Raw genomic sequence first — 21704 nt, 5'->3', positions numbered from 1 at the left:
CCCGCCGTGAAAATAATCGGTGCAACAGTCATAAGCTCTTTTCCGTTTTATCCGTTTTATCTTTCCCTATATAAAAATCAGTTGCGCATTTCATATTCTTTCATTCACTAATTCTTTCATTCTTGTTTATTATGAATTTCTCCTTTCAAGCAAAGGGGAAAATCCCCTTTGCCTGTTAGTTAATTTTAAAGATACCCCTTTTCTTTCAGGCTCACATGCTTTCCAGTATGGCTAACTATCACATGGTCTAAGACTTCTATGCCTAAAATTTTTCCGGCCTCAGCTAATCGTTTTGTCACCTCAACGTCTTCACGACTCGGTGTGGGGTCTCCTGAGGGGTGCTGATGGCTGACTATGATGGATGAGGCATTATTTAGAATAGCGCTTTTCATGACATCGCGCGGATGGACTATGCTTGCATTCAGACTTCCTACATGTGCTCTATGAAGCCCGATCACTTGATTTTTAGTGTTGAGCATCATCACAAGAAATACTTCTCTATCTTCATCTGCGATAAATGAAGCCGCTAATTCTTGCGCATCGCCCGGTGATGCAATCCGATAAGATGAAAAGGGCTCTGATGTTTCCCTGACTTCCTGTTTAATTCGTACCACTTCAAAAATTGGATTTAATTCCATTAAAAACACTCCTTTGTGGTTGTGATTGTGTACATTTCTGTTCCATTGATTTTCGGTCTTGTCTTTTGGGCTTGTCCCTCCTCCTAAAGGTTTTTCTTTAATGAATTGGGGGTTTTAAGTTTTTCTTTTTGTCTTTCGAAGCGAAGTCTGTTCCCCAAAGGGGGATTATTTTTCCCCTTTTGCAAGTAGAACGAAAAACACGCATAGACAATGGGTCAAGGGCGATCTGAGCGCAAAAGTTTTTTATGTTGCGTAGCGTTTTTAATAAAAAAGTTTTGTGCCCCTTGACCGATTGACTAGGCTTCTTAGCTTTTAGCCGGTAAGGTTCGGGTGTCCTACCGGCTGGAAGATTAGAAGGCTTGCGCTGTTTTACGATTCGGAAGGCAAAAGGGAAAAATAAAGTAAAAAGCAGCCGGATGGCTGCATTCCTTTCGTCTTTATCCCTTTGATTCTCAGGTTTTCGGCTCGTTCGGTATGGCGGCGTAGCCGTAAATGGTACAGGAACCTACGGAATGTAGGCGCTAGCCATACAGACCGTAGGTTCCTGTACCATTTAATGCCGAAGCGACACGTACAGCATGTTAGAAAGGACGCTCTTCCCTTTCTTACATGCTGTAGTGCTGCCGCCCGAAGTATGCTTGAAGCCTTTATCCAATAAAACATCTAAAGAAAGACCGTGCCTAAAGACTACTCGAAGCATCACAAATGAATATAACGTGAAATATATTGATATTGAGCAAGGGAGTTTAGTTAGTCATAACTAAAATTTACTTTCACCAGGTACCCTTGCTCTTAACCATAAAGAACAACTGTTTCTTGACAGTGACAATAAGGATAAATATCCATCTTGCACATCTGCTAGTAATGGGATTACATAACTCAAATAGCGATAATCGGCAACATTTAAATGAACCTTCCTGAAAAATAATGAATTAACATGGACATGTAACAGATTCTCATAGATAACAAGAATAAATTCTCGTTTTTCACTTTTCATATATGTTTAATCGGGTATAATAAATCCAGAGCAACATTTAGTTTTTTATTTGTTCTAAGAGTTGATAAAGGGGATGCCTCAATGAATAAAGAGAAACTATTAAAAATGATTCAGAGTACTCATCAAGGTAATTTATTTTCACTAGAAATTCCTAAGAATACTAAAGAAGATAAAAATAAGATTGAAGAATGGGTTAAAGAATTAGAAAGAGAAGGAAAAATTAAATTAAGGGAGTATGTGCAGCGAGAATACTCCGTTTATTTACATGGAATCATTAAGTATGTATCCGATTAATCGGGTACTTTTTTTATTGGGGTTAAGAAAAAACTTTAACAGAGACTTTCGAAAAGAACAGAGTATATATAACCCGTCTTATATGTACCGGTACCTCTTTTGTGGCAATAAAAAAACAGAAGCCTATTAACTCCTGCTCCTACCTACCCTAACAACTTTGGCCGTATACGTGATCTTGATGATCTGCTAAGGTACAATCACCAATATCTCCATACATCGCTTTAAGATAACCTGCCACCCGGTTATGAATCTCTTATAGTGTAGGTTTGTAATAGTTTTCGATCTAATTGATACTAATTACTTTAATAAATGGACAAAAGGAAAGAGCGTGTTTTGAAAAAAAATTGATCATTTCTGTGATCCATCTTCAATTAAAGCTCCCGATTGCTGAAGATTGAAAAAGTATTCTATTACTATAAATTCCTATCTAACAAAATCCCCATTTGTTCTGCCACGACTTGAGTTGGTTCAGATAATCCATTAGTGATCCACGCTTCTACTATCTCTACGATGGCAGCTCCAAAAAATTTAAGAATTAAATCTTTACTTAATCCTTGATTTTTCCCTTCGGTTTCATCTACTTCACCCTCCAACTCCTCGATTACAAATTCAAGGAAATGACCTCGAAAAATAGGACCTCCTTTACTGCCTAACATTGTAGAAAAGAAAGCATAATTACGTTCAAAATATTCAAACCATATCAGATTTCCCTCAGAAAAACTCATTTCTAATGAGGATTCACACAGCTTCCTTAGTTCGTTGATATGTTCTTCAATGAGCTTATCCAGTAAATCAAATTTATCCATGTAATGGTCATAAATAGTTCTTCGACCGACATTTGCTCTGTCGGAAATATCTTGTATCGTAATATGATCAAAACCTTTTTCAGACATCAGTTTAATAAAAGCATTTTTAATTGCTTCTTGAGATTTTTGTACCCTTCTATCTACCTTAGACATTAGAGTAATCACCAAACTTTCCTTAATAATTTCCGCACAATTTTATTTGATGTGTGCAATAACGCACAAATCATAGCAATTTGATTATTGCACACATCCTCTTTTCATTTTACATTATACATTATACACAGATGTACGATAACACATCAACGTGCGATTTGCTACTACAGATTTACTATTACATTAAATGTTATTGCCTTCGGAATAATGGGGTTAGTTAAATCTAAGAGGAGTTGTTAATTATGGACCGTGTTGAAAAGAGGAAGAAAAAGTTCATACAGCTATTTGGTGAGGGAGTAACTGCCGCACATGCTACTGACCCTGATTTTCAAGATATTCTGAGTCATTTCATTTTTGGGGAAGTATTTTATCAAGGCAACCTTGACGATAAGATGCGTGAGTTGATTACGCTGGTCGTTCTTGCGACTAATCAAACATTGCCTCAGCTGAAGGCTCATGTTCATGCAGCACTAAACGTTGGGCTAACACCTGTTGAAATAAAAGAGGCTGTTTACCAGTGTGCTCCATACATTGGATTCCCAAAAACCTTAAATGCTATCAATGAAGTTAATGAAGTTTTCAAAGCAAAGAATATTGCTTTACCGATTGAAAGTCAAAAGACTGTTAATGAAGATAATCGTTTTGACAAAGGACTTGCAGTGCAGGTACAGATATTCGGTGATGTCATTGCCAAAATGCTAGAGAGTGCCCCATCCAATCAAAAGCATATACAGGACTATCTTTCTGCTTTTTGCTTTGGAGATTTCTATACTCGAGGCGGACTGGATTTAAAAACACGAGAGTTGTTGACACTCTGCATCATCTCTGCTTTAGGCGGTGCTGAAGGTCAAGTTAAGGCACATGTGCAAGGTAACAGAAATGTGGGCAATGACAAGGTAACAGTGATTACAGCCATTACCCACTGTCTTCCATATATAGGCTTTCCGAGAACGCTGAACGCATTAGCTTGCATCAATGAAATTATTCCTGAAGTTTAAGAGAAGAGGGGATGCCACATATTACTGTAAAACTTTTAACCGGCAGGACTGAAGAACAAAAGAAAGAACTTACTGATAAGATTGTTCAAGCTGTTAAGGTTACAGTAAACACTGGAGAGTCAAGCATCTCTGTTTTATTTGAAGAAATTCCTAACGAGAAATGAGAAAGCCTAGTATATAAGAGCAAGGTACTACAAAAAGTATAAAAATGCAAAGGAGACAAAAGCATGTTTAACGAAACTTACAAATTATTAAATGGTGTAGAAATTCCAAAATTAGGTCTTGGTACATGGCTACTCGACGATACACAGACAGCACAGGCAGTGCAAGATGCGGTTTTTATCGGATATCGTCATATTGATACTGCTCAGGCTTATATGAATGAAGCTGGTGTAGGCGAAGGAATCCGTTCCTGCGGTGTTGCAAGAGAAGAACTTTTCATCACGACAAAGGTTGCTGCAGAAGCAAAGACCTATGATGCAGTTACGCAGTCCATTGATGAGTCTTTAGCAAAGATGGGACTGGATTACATTGACCTTCTGATTATCCACAGCCCACAGCCTTGGACGGAATTCCGTGAGGAGAACCGTTACTTCGAGGAAAACAAAGAAGTATGGAAAGCAATGGAGGATGCTTATAAGACAGGCAAGGTAAAGGCAATCGGTCTTTCCAACTTCCTTCAGGATGATGTAGAGAATATTCTTGCGAGCTGTGAAATCAAGCCTATGGTCAATCAGGTATTGGCACATGTGAGCAATACTCCTTTGGAACTCATTGAATTCTGCCAGAAGAATGACATCCTGGTAGAGGCATATTCACCAATTGCACACGGTGCAGTTCTCGATAATGCAGAGGTTAAGGTAATAGCTGATAAGTATGGAGTATCTGTTGCTCAGCTTTGCCTACGTTATGATATCCAGCTTGGTCTTGTATTAATTCCTAAGACGGCAAATCCGGATCACATGAGAAACAATGCAGAGCTTGATTTTGCTATCAGCGATGCAGATATGGAGACTTTAAAGAATGTAGAGCACATCCAGAATTATGGTGAGCATAGCTTCTTCCCGGTATTTGGCGGGAAATTAAAATAACAAAGTTAATTGGAGGAATTAAAATGGCAAGACATGAAGAAGTAAAAAATGGAGTTATTTTCCCAGTGGGTGAAAAAAATGAAGCATATGCACAATTTTTTGTGGGACAAAGTTATCTTAAAACATTAATCGCTGATCCTAAAGTGAGTGTTGGAGTTGGGAATGTGACCTTTGAACCAGGATGCAGAAATAACTGGCATATTCATCATGATGGATTTCAACTTTTATTAGTAACTGGTGGCGAAGGTTGGTACCAAGAAGAAGGAAAACCTGCTCAAATCTTAAAAGCTGGTGATGTTATTGTCACCCATGATGATGTAAAACACTGGCATGGTGCTACAAAAGACAGCTGGTTTGAACACATTGCAATCACTGCAGGTACACCAGAATGGTTGGAACCAGTAACAGATGAGGAATATAACAAATTAAAATAATTGTTAGGGATAAGAATTGCCCTGTAATACGGGGCTTCTTTAGTTCTGGATCCTAATCATGGCAATCTTTAATGATTGGAGTAATATAACATTGGAAAGACCATATATTATTTGCCACATGGCAACTTCATTGGATGGAAAAATCATTGGTGAATATTTAGAAATAGAACGAGCAGCTAGTTTTACAGACGAATACGAAAAAATTCATGGCCGATACAGATGTAACGCTTGGATGTGTGGCAGGGTTACTATGGAAGAACACTTTACTTTCGGACATCAATTAGATTTAAAACACGAAAACATCCCACTTATCCCTAGAATCGATTACGTTGCAAACAGGAATGCTGAATATTATGCTATAGCAGTAGATCCTTCTGGGAAATTAGGATGGACTGAAAATTCAATAGAATCATGGAATGAGAATAGGACGGATGACCACATAGTAGAGGTGCTTACAGAGCAAGTTTCTGATGCTTACTTAGATCATTTGAGAAAGTTTAATATATCTTATATTTTCGGCGGGAAAGAACAATTAAATTTTACTGTCGTAGTGCAAAAACTAAAAAAATTATTTTCAATCGACAAATTAATGCTGGAAGGTGGAGGCTTTTTAAATGGCTCCCTTTTGAATGAAGGTTTAATTGATGAATTGAGCCTGATCTTAGTTCCAATTGCAGAAGGTGCATCTAACTCTTTAACACTATTTGAAACTAGTTCTTTTCTAAGTAAACCGAAACCAGTAAATTTCTTCCTGAAAGAAGTCGAAAAACTTAATGACAGTGGGTTATGGTTGAGATATGTAACAAAATAAGACTAAAATTTATTAAATGAAAAAGATTAATGTAAAGGGACCGAATCTATTTTTAGTTTGATTCAGCAAATTCATGTTATATACAATGGGGATATTGTTGATTACCTACAATGTCTTATAGATAGAGGAGGATACAAATGGATATTCATAATTTCTTGGCACATTTGAACCAAGGTAAAGTAGTTGAGGGCGGTTCGGAAATACACCAAATGATGCACAAAGTCTCACAAGAAGCATTGAAATTAACTTCTGAGCTGAACGGACATTATCATACCCCCGAAGAAATTCGGGAACTGTTTTCTCAGTTGATAGGTAAACGAGTAGCTAAAACATTCGCCATGTTCCCTCCTTTTTATACGGACTGTGGAAAGAACATCTCTGTGGGCAAAAACGTCTTTATCAATTCGGGCTGCCGTTTTCAGGATCAGGGCGGCATTACGATTGGTGATGAAGTTCTTATCGGGCACAATGTCGTGTTGGCTACCCTTAATCATGACATTAATCCGAAAAAGCGTAGCACCATGCATCCTGCACCAATTGTAATCGGTAAAAATGTCTGGATTGGAGCAAATGCCACTGTCGTACCTGGTGTGACCATTGGTGATGGAGCCATCATCGCTGCAGGTGCAGTTGTGACCAAAGACGTTCCTGTAAATGTCATTGTAGGCGGAGTGCCTGCTAAAATTATCAAAAATATTGAAATCGATCAGGAGTAATTCTTTCATTTTTTTATTTCTAACAGATTATATGGTGAAGATAGTTAAACTTATTTTTCGTATAACCATCAAAGTGCTATCACGACCTCCCTAAATTTTCCTTTTCTCTACTCTATGCCATCCTAACTTAGTGGGTTTCTCACCAAATCTCCTTTATCCCTTCTCCCAGTGTAAAAAGATCTTCCTACTAAGGAGAATGATTTTTCAACTTTGTTAAGAAATTCACTTAAACTAATCTGGCTCGATTGCTGAACAAGATAAAATCCTACATATCAATACAGGACTTCCATTGTAGGGCGCTATTGTGGAAAAAGAAGTAAGAGGTTTTATGTAGCCCCATGACTGCCTGTTCATCACGAGACAGTTCATGATTGGATTATGTATCCCTGCAAGGGGTATTACAAACTCATATCTATTAAAAAAATAGAAAAAATACTTATTTAAATAGAAAAGACTCTGGAGAGCCTCTCATCCCCAGAGCATTTTTACACAATTATACATATATTTATTTTACTTAACAGCTTCTTTTAATTCCTTACCTGGTTTAAAAGCAGGAACTTTAGAAGCAGCAATTTGTATTTCTTCTCCTGTTTGTGGGTTTCTACCTGTACGAGCTGCCCGGTCGCGCACTTCAAATGTTCCAAATCCAACTAATTGGATTTTTTCCTCTTTAGCAAGCGTAGTAGAGATTGTTTCAATCAGTGCATCTACTGCTTTTTTAGCGTCTTCTTTTGTTAGTTCTGCTTGTGTTGCCACAGCACTCACTAGATCTGTTTTGTTCATCGTCAAACACCTCGTCCTTTTATCTTAAATAATATGTAGTAGTGACAACATAAACATAACATATGTTCGGTATGTCTGTCACTTGTAATGCTAGAGAATAGGCAGTTATATTCTAGTCATTATTGCTAAGATTAGGTTTTTGCAAATTCCGATAAGGTGTATTATGTAAACTACATATTATATCTATAAGATATTAAATAGAAAATAAGTATGACTGACCAACAATCAACCATATCCTGTATTTTTTCATCTAATCCCCTCTATAAAGGTGAAGGTTCAATAGACTTATTCAGCCCCAACAATTTGAGGTAAAGGAAGTAACAGCTGAATTTTATAAATCAAAAGAAGTCCCTGTTGATGGGAATGTTTAATATGCTTTAACTAACCTTAAACATATTTCTAAGGAATCGACTAATTCCACCTCTTTTTACTGTGAAAATACTTTTGTAATATTCAATTTCACAAAGTAGAACAGCCTTTCTATTAATCAAGAAAGGCTGTTTCATCGATTAAATGTTGTTTACTTCCTCTTCAGTCGGCAGTGCTGGGATTGCTCCAACCTTTGTACAGACCAATGCTCCTACTTTATTGCTGAAGGAGATGATTTTTTTTAGTTGGTCGAAGTCTACTAATACTGTTTTTGGGTATTCTGACATGGCTAACTGATAAAGGGTTGCGCCAACAAAGGCATCTCCAGCACCAGTAGAATCGATGGAATTGATTTTAACACTCGGGACAATTTCAAATTCTTTCCCATTTGAAATCATCGTTCCTTCTTTTCCTAAGGTGACAGAAACAACTTTCGCTCCGATTTGATGAAAGATAGCTACTCCTTCTTTTAAATCATTAACCCCTGAAATAATTCGTAACTCTTCATCACTCACTTTTACAAAATCAGCAATACTAATTCCCTGTTTAGCTAAATCTATGAAGTGGCAACGTCTTTCTTTCCAAAGGTCAATCCTAAAATTGGGATCGAAGGAGATGAATTTCCCATTTTCCTTTGCAAACTTCATAAGGTTTAGGTATGTGGATTGGAAAGGATTCTCCAATAGAGCGGTTGCAGAACCGAAATGAAGAATATTGTTCTTCATGATTTTATCTATATGCAATTCGTCTTCTGTTAAGTATCCATCAGCACCACGATTGAAAACGAAATCCCTCTCTCCATCAGCCGTTAAAGAAACGAACGCCAGCGTGGTTGGATGGGCATCATCTAGAACAAGTAATGACGTATCAACTTTAGCATCTTCTAAGGTTTTCTTTAAAAAATAACCAAACGGGTCATTGCCGACTTTACCGATAAATTGGGCATTGCCCCCTAATTTCACAATAGCTACGCAGACGTTGGCTGGTGCTCCTCCAGCCTGCTTTTGAAAATTTCGGCCTTGAACTAAATCTATGTCCACATCTGTACAGAAAAAATCAATAAGCAATTCCCCAATACATAGAATTGATGAATTTTTTTTCACTTAAATCGACCTACCTTTATAGATTTCCCTTTTAATTCAGGTAAAATAAAGATCTAACCCAATTGTTCCGATCAGAGCATCGCTTCTAGTACTTACCCCATACTGAATTCAGTTCGGTGAGCTTCAATGGAGAGACCCTTGTCGTTCCTTTATTTGAGAAGATGATTATTCTCTCATACAGATGTTTCGGAAAGAGTAAGCTTGTGCAAACTGCCTTTCCACCATTGGCTAGTACTTCTATCGAAGATGTGTCCATAAAGATTTGCAGATTGATTTTGCCGTCTTCCATTTTCAGATCAGTTTCCTGTAAGGCAGCAAAGGATTCAGAGAAACTATTGACTCCAGCTTTCGTCCGGTCAACCATTAGCTTTTCACTTGCTGTATCGTACTGTATCATGATGCTTTCATTTTTAGAATTCTCAAAAATCAATCCAAATGAATTTGAATCCTTATTATCAAACTTAACATTAACTTCCATTAAAGGACTGGTCAAATTAAAAGTTACAGGATTGTCAGATTCAATTGTAAGCTCCTGAGTAACTTCTGTATGATTTCTAATGGAGTCAATTTCGGAAATGATTTTCTGGACTATACGATTTCCTTCCTCGCTAGAAGTAAGCGACAGCTCTCTTGGCAATGTCATCGCACTTCGCCATTCTTCTGTTGGTACTTGGTTGGCATATCGCCAATTGCTCATCCATCCAATGTAAATTCTTCTGCTGTCTTGTGCAGGGATATCAGACCAACTTACACCTGCATAATTATCACGACCAAAATCGAGCCATAGAACTTGTTCATCAGGATTGTCATTTAAAAAAGTGGTACCATCAAATTGTCCGACAAAATATTGTGTCCGTGATCCTTCTTTAAACTTTGGATTATCCCCAATACTAACAAACATGATCCATTTTTGATTAGTATCGTCACCATCTACAGGTAATTTAAACAAATCAGGGCATTCCCAGACCCCATCATGTGAACCCGCATTATTTCCAAATTCGCTGGAAAATTCCCACTCTTTTAGGTTAGAAGATGTATAAATACTTATGGATTGACCTGTTGCCAACATCATTATCCATTTACTCGTTTCTTCATGCCAAAACACTTTTGGATCCCGGTAATCCGTAATGTTAACATCTGAGAGAACTGGATTCCCTTCATATGTTATCCAATTTCTTCCATCGTCCTTGCTGTATGCGAGGCATTGCCGCTGGCGAGGTCGATCAGAGTTAGGATAATTATCAGCACTTGTATATATAGCCACTAAGCCAGGCTCATCATCAAAAAATCCCGAGGTATTGTTCCAATCAACTACTGCACTTCCGGAAAATATCGCTCCATGCTCATTAGGATAAAGCGCGATCGGCAGATGTTCCCATTGAATCATGTCCTTGCTGACTGCATGCCCCCAGTGCATAGGTCCCCAAGTAGTACCATATGGATGATATTGATAAAATAAATGATATTCATCCTTAAAAAAGACCATCCCATTGGGATCATTCATCCACTTTTTTTCCGGTGAAAAATGAAATTGAAGGCGGTGCTTTTCATTATATATTTTATTCATCATTCATTCTCCTTTTTTTATAGACTATTAAATGTATAAACCCATTAAGTAAAACGAGGCTGTACTATACTTAAATCTGTACAGCCACAGATTATATATTGACAACAACTATTATTTTGAGTTTCTATCATATCCTGATTGCTTAATTTCTAACCACTCCTGCAGCCCTAGTCGATCTAATTCATCTAAATATTCACTCCATTCTTTTTCAATGCCGCCGTTTGCAATCCATTCAGCACGTTTTCTTTTAACATAAGCAAATAAGTCTGCTTCTATAGTAGAAAGTCGATCAAGTTCTTCCAGAGAAAAGAATACTCTAGGGTAAATATTTTCAGCTTCTATATAAGGAACCATTACTTCCTTCATTAAATTTAATCTCCATGCAGCATCTTCTGGTTTTGTTGTCACTTTACCATAGTAACTATCCAGGATGGCCAATGGGCCACCAACAGATGTTTTCTCTCTAAGCTCAACTGGGGCGGTACCTTCTAACGGACGGTGCTTTAACATATTTGCGCTTTCATCAAACTCAAAGATGTTTTGTTGCTTTTTATCCCCATACGTACCCCAGTTATTTTGTACAGATTGATGTGGGTCATAAAGTTGGTCGATCCATTTTGCTGTCAATTCAAGATTATTATTAGTAGACGTTACGACCAAGCGGGAACGGTCAAATCCCATTCCGTTTGATCTTGCCACATTTTGATGTCCTTCAGGTCCTTTTAAAGGAGCAAGTAAATCGTAGTCGTCGCCCATTCCTGTGATATTTCCTTTATCCCATGTGAAGTATAATCCATAGCGATTTTCTCTTCCTTTTGCTAGATACGTATTCCAATCATGTTCAAATGCCTCTACATCGATTAACCCTTCGTTGTATAAGTCGTTTAACCATACGATTGCCTTTTTATAGCTTTCATCAGCTGCTGAAAGTTTTACTTCTTCATTATTGGTTACCACTGTAAAATCCCCGTTATCGCCTAAACCAAAAGCTCCGAATAATGAATGAGGATCTTGCCCGCCGTCATTAATGATGAAAGACATTGGGATCTCGTCAGCTTCTCCATTTCCATTTGGATCTTGTGTTTTGAATGCAATTAGTACTTGTTTTAATTCTTCAGTTGTTGTTGGCATCTTTAATCCTAATTTATTTAACCATTCCGTATTAATCCAAGGAAAAGCATCGACAGAGTGGATACTTTCTTTCCCTTCACCTAATTCTTCAATCCATGGAAATGCATAAATATGGCCATCAGGAGCAGTCATCATTGCCTTATATTGTGGTGCTTTTTCAAGTACCGCTTGTAAGTTAGGCATATATTGAATTAAGTCTTCGATAGGAACGATTACACCATCTTTGGCATTTTTCAATAATTCATAGTCGCTGAACCCTGAATTAAAAATTGCATCTGGAAGCTCACCGCTGGCAATGGCTAAATTTCTTTTTTCATTAAAAACATCGCCTGTATAGTTTCTCCAATCAATATGAACACCGGTTTCTTCTTCCAATCGTTGAAAAATTAATTTTTCATTTGGGTCCTTAGGTGCTAATGGTGAGCTTGAGGTCATAATCTTCAATGATACTTCTTCTTTTAATGGAAATGATACATCTGAGAGTTTATAATCCTCGGATGAAAATTTATTGTCGCTACTACTCTTACTACTACAACCTGCAACTATTAGCGACCCTGCAAGAAGAATAACTGAAACTGATTTTCCTATTTTATTCATATTAACCCCTCATCTTTTTTTATTTTAAAGAACCCACCATAACTCCCTTTTCAAAATACTTTTGGAAGAATGGGTACATGATTAATAAAGGTAAACTAGCAATCACAATCGATGAGTATCTAATCATCTCTGCAATTCTCATTATCTCATTTCTAGCCTGTATATCTGCAACCATTCCAGGCTGTACCTCGTTTTGAATGAGAATGGAACGTAAAACCAATTGCAATGGATATAGGTCTCGATCATCCAGGTAAATCATCGCATCAAAATACGCATTCCATTGACCAATGAAAGCATATAATGCCAACACGAACATAATTGGTTTAGATAGTGGTAAAATTATGCTCATGAATATTCTGAAATCTGAGGCGCCGTCTATTTTGGCTGCTTCTTTTAATTCGTTTGGAATCGCTTTAAAATAAGTTCTTGCTAGAATAATAAACCAAACATTTACAGCACCAGGGATAATGATCGCCCAAATTGTATTAAGCATTCCCAAATCTCTGATAACAAAATAAGTCGGAATTAGTCCACCACCGAAAAACATCGTAATCAGGAAGAAAAACATAAAAGCTTTTTTGCCAACCAGGCCATCTACAGATAATGTATAGCCTGCAAGGATGGAAACTGTAACAGTGACAATGGTAAAACCAGCCGAATATATTATCGAATTTAGAAATCCCTTAACTATTGTCCCATCGGTTAAAATTCGTTTGTACCCTTCCAAAGACCAATCAGACCCACTTAAGTTAAATCCCTTCCTAATCAATGCATTTGGTTCCAAAAGAGAAGAGAGAAATACGTACAGCAGTGGTACAATAATCAAAAGTACTATAATAGCCAAGAGAATATTATTAATTTGAAGTAGAATCCGATCGCCTTTTGGGTGTTTTATTTGGTTATTCATTGTTCTCCTCCTTTCTTAGACAAGACCTTCGCCTTCATTTAGTTTTTTCACCACTTGATTGACGAACACCAGTAAAATTACATTCACAACTGCATTAAACAATCCAACTGCTGTAGCAAAAGAGTAATCTCCTGCAAGCAATCCTCGTTTATAGACATAAGTTGCAATAATTTCTGATGAAGGTGAATTCATCGGCGTTTGTAATAAATAGGCTTTTTCAAATCCGATTCCCATGATTCCCCCAGCCGCTAAAATAAACAATACCGCCATAACCGGCTTAAGGGTAGGAAGATCAATATGCCAAATCCGTTGTAATAGCGATGCTCCGTCTAGTGTTGCTGCCTCATGTAGTTGTGGATCAACGTTTGCTAGAGCCGCAACATAAACGATAGATGCCCAACCAGCTCCTTGCCATACTCCAGACCAAATGTAAATAGTTCTAAAGTAATCTGGGTCAGACATGAAGGAAATGGGTTTATCTGAAAAAATCCCTAATAATGCATTAATAGGTCCTACGGGTGATAGAAAAAGGAAAACCATACCTGATATAACTACTACTGAGATAAAATGTGGAGCGTAAAGAGCTAATTGAATATTCTTTTTAACACTCGATTTTCTCAGTTGATTTAACATAAGAGCCAAGATGACAGGAATCGGAAATCCTATAAGAAGTTCAAAAGAGCTCAATTTTATTGTATTCATTAAAATCTCCATAAAATTAGGGGATGTTAAGAAGCTGGTAAAGTGTTTAAGCCCAACCCACTCACTTCCCATGATTCCTCGGATCGGACTAAAATCCTTAAATGCAATTATCGCTCCATAAATTGGTATATACTTAAAGATAAGCGTAAGGATTACAGCAGGGGCAATAAGTAAATAAAGAATATAGTTCTTTTTTATATAATTCATTTTTCTTTTTAACTTAAAAGCTGCTTTGGTTTCCCTAGCTGGTTCTCCTTTAGTCTTTACTGATACTTGCAATCTATTAACCTCCTATTTAGATTTTCACCTGCAAAAAAAGTAGTTTTTGACAATAGTATTGAATCGTGATTATTACATTCAGCTTTAGAAAAGCCTTTTTATTTCCCCCTCATCACTTAATTCCATATCTAGTTTTAACTATATCAGGATATTTAGAGCTTATATTTTCATATCTTTGGTAACAGGTATTTAAAATTTTCGGTAATTGAAATCGGTTACAATATATTCAAAACAGCGATAACACCAAAACAAAAACCCTCTAGTCATAAAACTAGTGGGTTACATCATTTAAGGTTTTTGCATTTCTTTAATTCCTGTATTAATTTTTTCTACGGCTTCCTTGGCAGAAGTGCTTACATCTTTCCCTCCAATTCCAACATCCTCAAATAATTCCCTAATAGCTTTGCTGACAACAGGATAAGCGGGAGTGACTGGGCGGTTCCTTGAGTACTTAAGAGCTTGCTGAACAAAAATATTTGAAGGATACTCATTAAGTTCTGGAATGCCTTCTGCAACAGAGTATCTTGCAGGTACATTGCCAGTGATGGTTACATATTTTTTCATACCTTCATATCCTGTGGCATATTTGATAAACCTCCAAGATTCATCAGGGTGTTTAGACAGGGATGAAATCCCTAACGCCCAGCCTCCGTTTGAAACGGCCTGATACTTACCTTTGGGTAAAGGAGCAATTCCAAAATCCACTCCAAGTTTAAAATCGGGATTGCGTTCAAAGTCCTTTAATGCCCAAGAACCAAGCACAGTCATAGCAAGCTTATCTGACTCAAATGGTTCCGGGGGCAGTTCTACAGAAGCTACTTTATGTTTTTGATAGAGATTCTGGAAAAACTGAAGAGCCTCTAATGCTTCTTCGGAATCCAAATATCCACTCGCTGTAGTACCATCCGGGCTCAGGACATGAGCACCAAACTGCCAGAGGAAAGGTATTTTAAAATACGCTGGAGCTTCTGCATCTCCAAATCCTTGGGCTGGGTCAATCCCGAAGATCCCCTTTTCAGGGTTATCCAGTTTTTCAGCAATCTCAACTATCTCATCCCAAGTTAATGGTTTATCGGGATCTCCCGAGGGATATGGTACACCCGCCTGATCAAACAAATGGCGGTTATAATATAAGGCGATACTTGACTCTACTATAGGTGCAAGGTATATTTGGCCTTTATAGCTTAATCCTCGTATGGTGGACTCCGGGAAATCTTCAATATCACCTTCTTTTTTCATAAATTGATCTAGAGATAAAAGCGAGCCTGTATTTGCATAAAGAGCTAAGGTTGGACTATCTATTGCAAGGATATCAGGAGGGTTTCCGTTGGCTATTTCAGTCCGAATCCTGATTTCATAATCGCCATATGGAATAGACTTCATATTAATGTCTATACTAGGGTTAGCTTTTTCAAAGGAAGACACCAACTCCGAATAAGCTTTATTCTCCGCTTCATTCCCGCTATTTCTCCAAAATGTCAGCTGTATTTGGTCTGAGGGAACCGTTTTTTCCTTATTATCATTTGGGCTATTAGGAATGGTATCCATGAATAACAGTGAATAAACTAGTATACTCACAAGGATGGTTGCAAAAAAAAGAATCGTTAGCCATTTTTTCATCAACAATCCCTCCTATCATTTAAAATTATGTATCAAGTGAACTACGAAAATTAACAGGTGTTTGCCCAATGTGTTTTTTAAAAACTGTACTAAAATACCCCTGGTTCGAAAAGCCTACCAGGTATGATACATCAATTATTTTTAATTGTTTATCTTTAAGGAATTCTTTTGCTTTTTCCATACGCAAGTTAACAAGATAGTCACTGAAGTTCTGACCGACTTGATTTTTAAACGTTTCAGATAAGTAGGCACTGTTTATATGAAAGATCTCAGATAATAGCGAAAGTGAAATATCATTGGCATAATGTTGATCAAGATACTGTTTCACACTGTCAATGATTAATTTACTGTTTGAAAAACGGGCCAATCGTAGTTTTTCAATAATAAACTTAGCTAATTCATTGAGCTGTTCGATCACTTTTTGATAAGAATTAAGCTCCCAGATACGCTGCTGGCAATTCCATATAATTATTTTAAGGTCATTCGTTTCAATATCATATTTTCTTGCGATTGAGCCTAACAAAAACAACACTCTATTAGCAATAAGTGAAAAGGACATAATCGATTGATTTTCATTCGCACCCAAAAGAGATTGAATGTTCCCCCTATACATCTCAAAATTACCATTCTCAATAGCATTTATCAATTTCAGTTCAGAATCAGGTAAAAACTCAAAAACATCTTCTTTGGTAATCGTCCCTTCTATTACCTGAGATTTCAGCCCAATTTGACTTTGGCTCCAGGCAAGCAGACTAGAGATGTAACTGTTCTTAAAATTCGAGATACCTGTTACAACATTTCCAATTCCGATAACTGTTTCTAAATTCAGAAGTTTTTGCACATTCTTCTGAATTTCATTTACTAAGATGGAACTATTGTTTACTTTTCCTAGAACGCTATAATGTATAAAATGAACCATATTTGCATAGCTAGGATCATAAAACGAATAAGTGTCACCATATTCCTTAGCCATTTCCTTACACACCATCTGAAAAGGAAGCCTGAGTTCCTTTAATCTATCTTCATTACCTTTGTTTTCTCTAATTTCAACTGTGATAAATTGTACTGCTACGTTGTCAATTGCTAGGTCTTCCAAATGCAACTGGCGCAGTCTCTCTAAAACGAAATTTATCTGCTGCCACTCCTCTTTAGCTAAATACAGCAAGTATTGTTCCTGTACTTCCTGTAGCTGAGTATTAACAAGCTGGCGCATCTTGAATGCCTCCGCTTGTTTTTCCTTCTCTTCCTCTACTTCTTTACGAATTTTCCTTAATACTTCTACTAATTCATCAGGAGCGACTGGCTTTAATAGGTAATCCTTAACCCCCTCCTTCATCGAACCTCTTACATATTCAAAGTCGGAATAACCAGATAAAACAACTACTTTTACTTTTGGAAATTCCTTCTGGCACCATTTAGCCAGTTCAAGTCCATTCATAATTGGCATTCTCATATCTGTAATGATCACATCAATATCTGTGTTCCGCAGCAATTCAAGCGCTTCTTTCCCATTTGAAGCTTCTTCAACAATTTGGAACCCTTCTTTCTCCCAATCTACTTTCATACGCAGACCTTTACGAATTTGTATTTCATCGTCCGTTATTATGACTTTCATCATGCAGCCCACCTCCATAGTAGTTTATACTTATTGTAATGCTGGTGCCCCCACCCTTTTCAGATTCAATCTGATATGAAAAATTCTCTCCGTAGTAAAGCCTCAAACGCCCAAGTACATTCCTTAGCCCAATGCTGCTTCCTTTACTCTTTAATACACTAATGGTTTCATTCATAGATTCATCGCTAAGTAAGTCAGAAATAACCGCTTGAGGCATTCCGACACCTTTATCTTCAACTACCATAAATATCTGTTTATCAACTTTTTCAATTTTGATAAGGATTTCCGCAAAACTTTTTTCAACAAAACTATATTTCACCGCATTTTCAACGAGAGGCTGTAGGACAAATTTTATAATAGGTAGCTCCCTGGTCTCAGGATCTTCTTCAATTTTAACGGAGATATTTTCTTCATATCTTACCTTTAAGATGTTTGTATAACTGCGGATATAGTTTACCTCATCAGCCATTCTTACTACATCATTTTGAGTATTTAAGGAATACCTCATCATTTTCCCTAAGTATACGCTAACATCCATAACCTCTTTATTTTTCCCCTGGGCAGCTAACCCCCCAATGATTTCAAGAGTGTTATTTAAAAAATGAGGATTAATTTGCAGCAATAAAGCTTTATACTCTGCATCTTTCCTTCGGATATTTGCTTCATATTCTGTTTCAATTCTGTTTTTTAATTGATTAACTGTATGATTGAACACGCTTATTACATAACCAACTTCATTTTTATGAGATTTAATGGTCGGCATATACCGTTTTGCACCGGTAAAGTCCCCTCGTTCAATAAATCCCATGGCTTTTGCCAATTTCCCTAAGGGGCTCACGATATTCGAAGAAATCATATATGAAGCAACAATCGTTAATAGAAAAACAATGGCACTTATTATTAACAATCTGCGCTGAATACGATCCACTTTTGAGAACAAATCAGTCCCCGTTACTTCACTGATTAAAATCCAATCACCCACCGGAAGCTTTTGATAAAAGACAAAGTGTTTCTCATTGCTATAAACTATTTCTAATAACCCTTTTCGATCCTTGCTCTTCTTAATTTTAGCTAGACTATTATTTAAAACGTTCTCTGGGGTTGTAATCTTTCCTTTCAATATGTTTTCTCCATGTTGGTTCACCAAATAAGCTTGTCCATTTATTCCGATTGTATTTTTTTCTAAAGCAGTCTCGAGCAATTGTGTTGGAAAATTAACCTTGATTACCCCGTATGAGACAAATGTATTCATATCAATGAGAGGCAATATATAGCTATTTATACTCCCTGTAGTTGGCTGATACGGATCCTCATGTGACTTTACAAACTGTTGTTTATATAATGTATACTCTTCATACCAAACCGTTTTACGCAGATCGGGGTTATTCCCCCAAGTCCCTGTACCATCATTAAGCATCACTGAAATTGACATTCCATTTGAATTATTAACCATCATTGAGGAAAACAGCATTTTGAGTTGATTTCTCGTTAACAGTCTCTGTTCCTTAGATGTATCTGCAGATTCTTCCTTCATCCACTTCTGAATCGTTTGGTTAACAAGAACTTGCTTCCCCAAATCCTCTGCCTGTGTAGTAATTGACTCAATATATAGCGAATATTGATCCATCATCGCAACCGCTAAATCCTCAGTCTGGTTTTCAATAGTCGACGTTAACCATCTCGGAATCAAAAACGAAAATACGATGATCGGAATCGTCAACAAACAAGTAAAAATAACAAATAAACGATTGCGCAACGAAAAAAACATGTTTCACCTCCCTAATCAAAAAAGAAAACCCTTACATTTATTTAGGCTATAAAAAGGCAAGTTAGTACTTTGTATGTTCTAATAATCTAGTATATTAAAAAAGTATAACACCAAACTATCTTGATAAAATATGATTTTATGGTTATTAGATTAACCTATAAAAGAACCCACAAGCTGTTCAATCAAAAGACTGGACCAACTCGATTCTAAAAAAAGCCTAATTTCCACAATCATTGTTAAAGATTTACTCATTTTATCCGTTTCTTTTCAGATTCAGCGAATTTTTCTGCTTCGGACTGATCCCAATATTTAACGCCTCCGATAACGATAGATGGTTCAAACAACGTTCCCCTGCCATAATACAAATTAATTTTATGCCGATCATACCTTAATCCCTTTTCAGTAAGGAATTCAGCAAGTTGACTTTGATTTAACAAGGTTTCTGTATCACGAATAATCGAATATTTTGGCTCTTGAATCAGATAGGTGTCCCTTCTAAAATAGGTGGTAATTAACTCTAAGACCCACTCTAAATATTCATTATTTAGATGCTTATACAGTTCTCCTAATTCAAAGGGAAACCCATCAGGATTCTCAAAAAAGCACCCCAAACGAAAGAAAGTGAGTTGTGTTTCATTCAAACTTTTTAATGATTCTTCATCCAATTCTCGTTTATCCTGTTCGATGATTAATTTCTTCAAATTAGGAAATTGCTCAATTATAAGGTTTGTCGTTTTTTTCATAATGTCCTCCTTCGTATACAATGTATACACTTAAGTTAACACAATTCGTATACATTGTATACAAATCGTCGCAATTGCATTCATATCCTCTTGGCTTAACTCAAAGTCAAAGCTGAAAAAAGATTGATCATTTGTAAATATAGTCTTCCACAATCACGCCCGATTGTTGAATCGTATTTTTGAAGGGTATCAGGTTGTTCAAACTCTATATCGGTAAAATCAACCTGATTAAACCCCATTCCTATCATATCTTCTTTTGCCTTAATCGCAAATTTATGGTTTTGTTTTTTGGGAGATGCAGTAGTAATGACAGTTGCCTTTTTATTCTCTAATTGTTCGCCGATAAGTTGTAAAAATTGTTGCTTAATTTGTTCTGTAAAGAACCCGTTTGACGTTAATAAAATCCTAAACACTTTTATCCCAACCTCTTTAATTACATTCCACTATTTATTCAAGATCAGGGTAAAATTTACCTACTTGACAACAGTTGCTTCTTCAGCTAATCTGCTCGTTAGCACAATAAGAAAAATGCTCTACTCCTTATTGAAGTAAAGCACCCTATAGTTTAAGTACAATGTTTCACAAAGTTTCCTTATGGTGAATAATTTTACATATTTGCTCTGCTGTCCTTCAAGAAATCAAGAATATTCAATTATACCTATAACCATAATGATTATCGGTAATTAAGAAATGATTGATTCAACAAAAAAGACGATGGATGATCACCGCCTTAAATGATTGTCTGTAATTTAATTTGTGAAATAAAGGTAATCAACCTTATGTTTTGTGGCCATTAGTTGTGATGCAAGTATTGCGGTGTAGATAGTTGTTAATAGTATACCAAAAACTCCAATCCCAAATAATGAGTCCTTGTTATACAAAATAACAATCTTATTTCTAAAAGAATTTATAGGAATTCATCTTAGATTTATTCAATTTAAGGTTTTAGAATGACTTTTATACAATTATCGGTCCTTGTGTCAAAAACTTCGTATCCATGCTTTGCCTGGCCTAATGGAAGAACATGTGTAATTACATCACCAATATCAACCTTTCCTTCAGATATAAGATTATAAAGAAAAGGCATATAAGGAATAACTGGGGCCTGACCCGTTTTAATGTCAACATTTCTTTGGAAGATGTCTCCTAACGGGAAACCATTATAACGTCCCCCATAAACACCGGTAATTTGGATGGTCCCAGCTTTGCGTACAGCCTGTGACGCAATGACAAGCCCGCCCATTGCACCGCCATGAAGCTTCATTCCGGATGCAAGATATTCAAGAGGAGTCATCTTGCCGCTCATACCTGAACAATCAATAACGATGTCTGCTCCGCCTTGTGTTATCTCTCTTAAATATTCGCCAACGTTTTCATGTTCCTCAAAATTTACAGTCTCCACTTTATTGGTTCGTTTCGCATGATCAAGCCGGTAATTGATGTAATCGACAGCAATAACTCGCTCAGCACCTTTATACCAGGCAAATTTTTGAACAAGGAGACCTACTGGACCACATCCTAAAACGATGACAGTATCACCAGCTTTGACACCAGAGTGATCTACACTCCAATAAGCTGTTGA

General features: G+C 36.8%; 21 protein-coding genes. 7 read left to right on the top strand and 14 right to left on the bottom strand.

What is annotated here, in order from left to right:
• Positions 1–185: 185 nt before the first annotated feature.
• A complete protein-coding gene (locus tag AC1MGI_RS21780; protein ID WP_480350173.1) occupies positions 186–638 on the bottom strand; it encodes a JAB domain-containing protein in 453 nt (150 codons plus the stop codon).
• Positions 639–1716: 1078 nt separating this feature from the next.
• On the opposite strand from AC1MGI_RS21780, the gene AC1MGI_RS21775 reads away from it, so the two are divergent.
• A complete protein-coding gene (locus AC1MGI_RS21775) occupies positions 1717–1929 on the top strand; it encodes a hypothetical protein (protein ID WP_480345839.1) in 213 nt (70 codons plus the stop codon).
• Between the two features lie 413 nt (positions 1930–2342).
• Here the strand turns inward: AC1MGI_RS21775 and AC1MGI_RS21770 are convergent, their stop codons facing one another.
• Entirely contained in the window at positions 2343–2888 is a 546-nt protein-coding gene (locus tag AC1MGI_RS21770; protein ID WP_480350171.1) for a TetR/AcrR family transcriptional regulator, read from the bottom strand.
• A gap of 242 nt (positions 2889–3130) precedes the next feature.
• Here AC1MGI_RS21770 and AC1MGI_RS21765 point away from each other — a divergent pair, with 242 nt between their 5' ends.
• From AC1MGI_RS21765 to AC1MGI_RS21740, 6 genes are all read left to right on the top strand, one after another.
• The gene (locus AC1MGI_RS21765) at positions 3131–3886 is read left to right on the top strand and encodes a carboxymuconolactone decarboxylase family protein (RefSeq protein WP_480350170.1); all 756 of its coding nucleotides are present in this window, start codon (positions 3131–3133) and stop codon (positions 3884–3886) included.
• An 11-nt stretch (positions 3887–3897) separates the two neighbouring features.
• A complete protein-coding gene (locus AC1MGI_RS21760) occupies positions 3898–4050 on the top strand; it encodes a tautomerase family protein (protein ID WP_480350169.1) in 153 nt (50 codons plus the stop codon).
• A 63-nt stretch (positions 4051–4113) separates the two neighbouring features.
• On the top strand, positions 4114–4977 hold the full coding sequence (locus tag AC1MGI_RS21755; RefSeq protein WP_480350167.1) for an aldo/keto reductase: 864 nt from the start codon (positions 4114–4116) through the stop codon (positions 4975–4977).
• A gap of 23 nt (positions 4978–5000) precedes the next feature.
• Positions 5001–5411 (top strand): cupin domain-containing protein, encoded by a 411-nt coding sequence (locus tag AC1MGI_RS21750; protein ID WP_480350165.1) that lies wholly within the window; start codon positions 5001–5003, stop codon positions 5409–5411.
• Between the two features lie 91 nt (positions 5412–5502).
• On the top strand, positions 5503–6222 hold the full coding sequence (locus AC1MGI_RS21745; protein WP_480350164.1) for a dihydrofolate reductase family protein: 720 nt from the start codon (positions 5503–5505) through the stop codon (positions 6220–6222).
• Between the two features lie 137 nt (positions 6223–6359).
• Positions 6360–6938 (top strand): sugar O-acetyltransferase, encoded by a 579-nt coding sequence (locus AC1MGI_RS21740; protein ID WP_480350163.1) that lies wholly within the window; start codon positions 6360–6362, stop codon positions 6936–6938.
• A 510-nt stretch (positions 6939–7448) separates the two neighbouring features.
• Here the strand turns inward: AC1MGI_RS21740 and AC1MGI_RS21735 are convergent.
• The 12 genes from AC1MGI_RS21735 to AC1MGI_RS21680 form a co-directional block, all read right to left on the bottom strand.
• On the bottom strand, positions 7449–7721 hold the full coding sequence (locus AC1MGI_RS21735) for an HU family DNA-binding protein (protein WP_480350162.1): 273 nt from the start codon (positions 7719–7721) through the stop codon (positions 7449–7451).
• Positions 7722–8230: 509 nt separating this feature from the next.
• Positions 8231–9193, bottom strand: coding sequence for a carbohydrate kinase family protein (locus AC1MGI_RS21730; protein ID WP_480350161.1), 963 nt, complete (start codon positions 9191–9193; stop codon positions 8231–8233).
• An 85-nt stretch (positions 9194–9278) separates the two neighbouring features.
• On the bottom strand, positions 9279–10763 hold the full coding sequence (locus AC1MGI_RS21725) for a glycoside hydrolase family 32 protein (RefSeq protein ID WP_480350160.1): 1485 nt from the start codon (positions 10761–10763) through the stop codon (positions 9279–9281).
• 108 nt (positions 10764–10871) lie between these two features.
• Complete coding sequence (locus tag AC1MGI_RS21720) at positions 10872–12488, bottom strand: ABC transporter substrate-binding protein (protein ID WP_480350159.1); 1617 nt, start codon at positions 12486–12488, stop codon at positions 10872–10874.
• A 19-nt stretch (positions 12489–12507) separates the two neighbouring features.
• Positions 12508–13395 (bottom strand): carbohydrate ABC transporter permease, encoded by an 888-nt coding sequence (locus AC1MGI_RS21715; protein WP_480350158.1) that lies wholly within the window; start codon positions 13393–13395, stop codon positions 12508–12510.
• Between the two features lie 15 nt (positions 13396–13410).
• Entirely contained in the window at positions 13411–14304 is an 894-nt protein-coding gene (locus AC1MGI_RS21710) for an ABC transporter permease (RefSeq protein WP_480350261.1), read from the bottom strand.
• 360 nt (positions 14305–14664) lie between these two features.
• Positions 14665–15996, bottom strand: a complete 1332-nt coding sequence (locus tag AC1MGI_RS21705) for an ABC transporter substrate-binding protein (RefSeq protein ID WP_480350157.1) — start codon at positions 15994–15996, stop codon at positions 14665–14667.
• Between the two features lie 25 nt (positions 15997–16021).
• The gene (locus AC1MGI_RS21700) at positions 16022–17614 is read right to left on the bottom strand and encodes a response regulator transcription factor (protein ID WP_480350155.1); all 1593 of its coding nucleotides are present in this window, start codon (positions 17612–17614) and stop codon (positions 16022–16024) included.
• Positions 17586–19379, bottom strand: a complete 1794-nt coding sequence (locus tag AC1MGI_RS21695; RefSeq protein ID WP_480350154.1) for a sensor histidine kinase — start codon at positions 19377–19379, stop codon at positions 17586–17588. The genes AC1MGI_RS21700 and AC1MGI_RS21695 overlap by 29 nt, the downstream gene beginning before the upstream one ends.
• 248 nt (positions 19380–19627) lie before the next feature.
• A complete protein-coding gene (locus AC1MGI_RS21690; RefSeq protein ID WP_480350152.1) occupies positions 19628–20122 on the bottom strand; it encodes a hypothetical protein in 495 nt (164 codons plus the stop codon).
• A gap of 95 nt (positions 20123–20217) precedes the next feature.
• Positions 20218–20535, bottom strand: coding sequence for a hypothetical protein (locus AC1MGI_RS21685; protein ID WP_480350151.1), 318 nt, complete (start codon positions 20533–20535; stop codon positions 20218–20220).
• Between the two features lie 524 nt (positions 20536–21059).
• The coding region (locus AC1MGI_RS21680) for a zinc-binding dehydrogenase (protein WP_480350149.1) at positions 21060–21704 on the bottom strand (645 nt) is incomplete at its 5' end.

This window comes from Peribacillus sp. BM1 (assembly GCF_056679975.1).
The sequence above is the reverse complement of the archived record's forward strand: the minus strand, read 5'-3'. Positions and strand labels throughout refer to the sequence as shown.

Excerpts from the sequence above, each read along its gene's own strand:
- AC1MGI_RS21780 (WP_480350173.1), bottom strand. The coding sequence starts at position 638 with ATGGAATTAAATCCAATTTTTGAAGTGGTACGAATTAAACAGGAAGTC.
- AC1MGI_RS21775 (WP_480345839.1), top strand. The coding sequence starts at position 1,717 with ATGAATAAAGAGAAACTATTAAAAATGATTCAGAGTACTCATCAAGGT.
- AC1MGI_RS21770 (WP_480350171.1), bottom strand. The coding sequence starts at position 2,888 with ATGTCTAAGGTAGATAGAAGGGTACAAAAATCTCAAGAAGCAATTAAA.
- AC1MGI_RS21765 (WP_480350170.1), top strand. The coding sequence starts at position 3,131 with ATGGACCGTGTTGAAAAGAGGAAGAAAAAGTTCATACAGCTATTTGGT.
- AC1MGI_RS21760 (WP_480350169.1), top strand. The coding sequence starts at position 3,898 with ATGCCACATATTACTGTAAAACTTTTAACCGGCAGGACTGAAGAACAA.
- AC1MGI_RS21755 (WP_480350167.1), top strand. The coding sequence starts at position 4,114 with ATGTTTAACGAAACTTACAAATTATTAAATGGTGTAGAAATTCCAAAA.
- AC1MGI_RS21750 (WP_480350165.1), top strand. The coding sequence starts at position 5,001 with ATGGCAAGACATGAAGAAGTAAAAAATGGAGTTATTTTCCCAGTGGGT.
- AC1MGI_RS21740 (WP_480350163.1), top strand. The coding sequence starts at position 6,360 with ATGGATATTCATAATTTCTTGGCACATTTGAACCAAGGTAAAGTAGTT.
- AC1MGI_RS21735 (WP_480350162.1), bottom strand. The coding sequence starts at position 7,721 with ATGAACAAAACAGATCTAGTGAGTGCTGTGGCAACACAAGCAGAACTA.
- AC1MGI_RS21725 (WP_480350160.1), bottom strand. The coding sequence starts at position 10,763 with ATGATGAATAAAATATATAATGAAAAGCACCGCCTTCAATTTCATTTT.
- AC1MGI_RS21720 (WP_480350159.1), bottom strand. The coding sequence starts at position 12,488 with ATGAATAAAATAGGAAAATCAGTTTCAGTTATTCTTCTTGCAGGGTCG.
- AC1MGI_RS21715 (WP_480350158.1), bottom strand. The coding sequence starts at position 13,395 with ATGAATAACCAAATAAAACACCCAAAAGGCGATCGGATTCTACTTCAA.
- AC1MGI_RS21710 (WP_480350261.1), bottom strand. The coding sequence starts at position 14,304 with ATGAATTATATAAAAAAGAACTATATTCTTTATTTACTTATTGCCCCT.
- AC1MGI_RS21705 (WP_480350157.1), bottom strand. The coding sequence starts at position 15,996 with ATGAAAAAATGGCTAACGATTCTTTTTTTTGCAACCATCCTTGTGAGT.
- AC1MGI_RS21700 (WP_480350155.1), bottom strand. The coding sequence starts at position 17,614 with ATGATGAAAGTCATAATAACGGACGATGAAATACAAATTCGTAAAGGT.
- AC1MGI_RS21695 (WP_480350154.1), bottom strand. The coding sequence starts at position 19,379 with ATGTTTTTTTCGTTGCGCAATCGTTTATTTGTTATTTTTACTTGTTTG.
- AC1MGI_RS21690 (WP_480350152.1), bottom strand. The coding sequence starts at position 20,122 with ATGAAAAAAACGACAAACCTTATAATTGAGCAATTTCCTAATTTGAAG.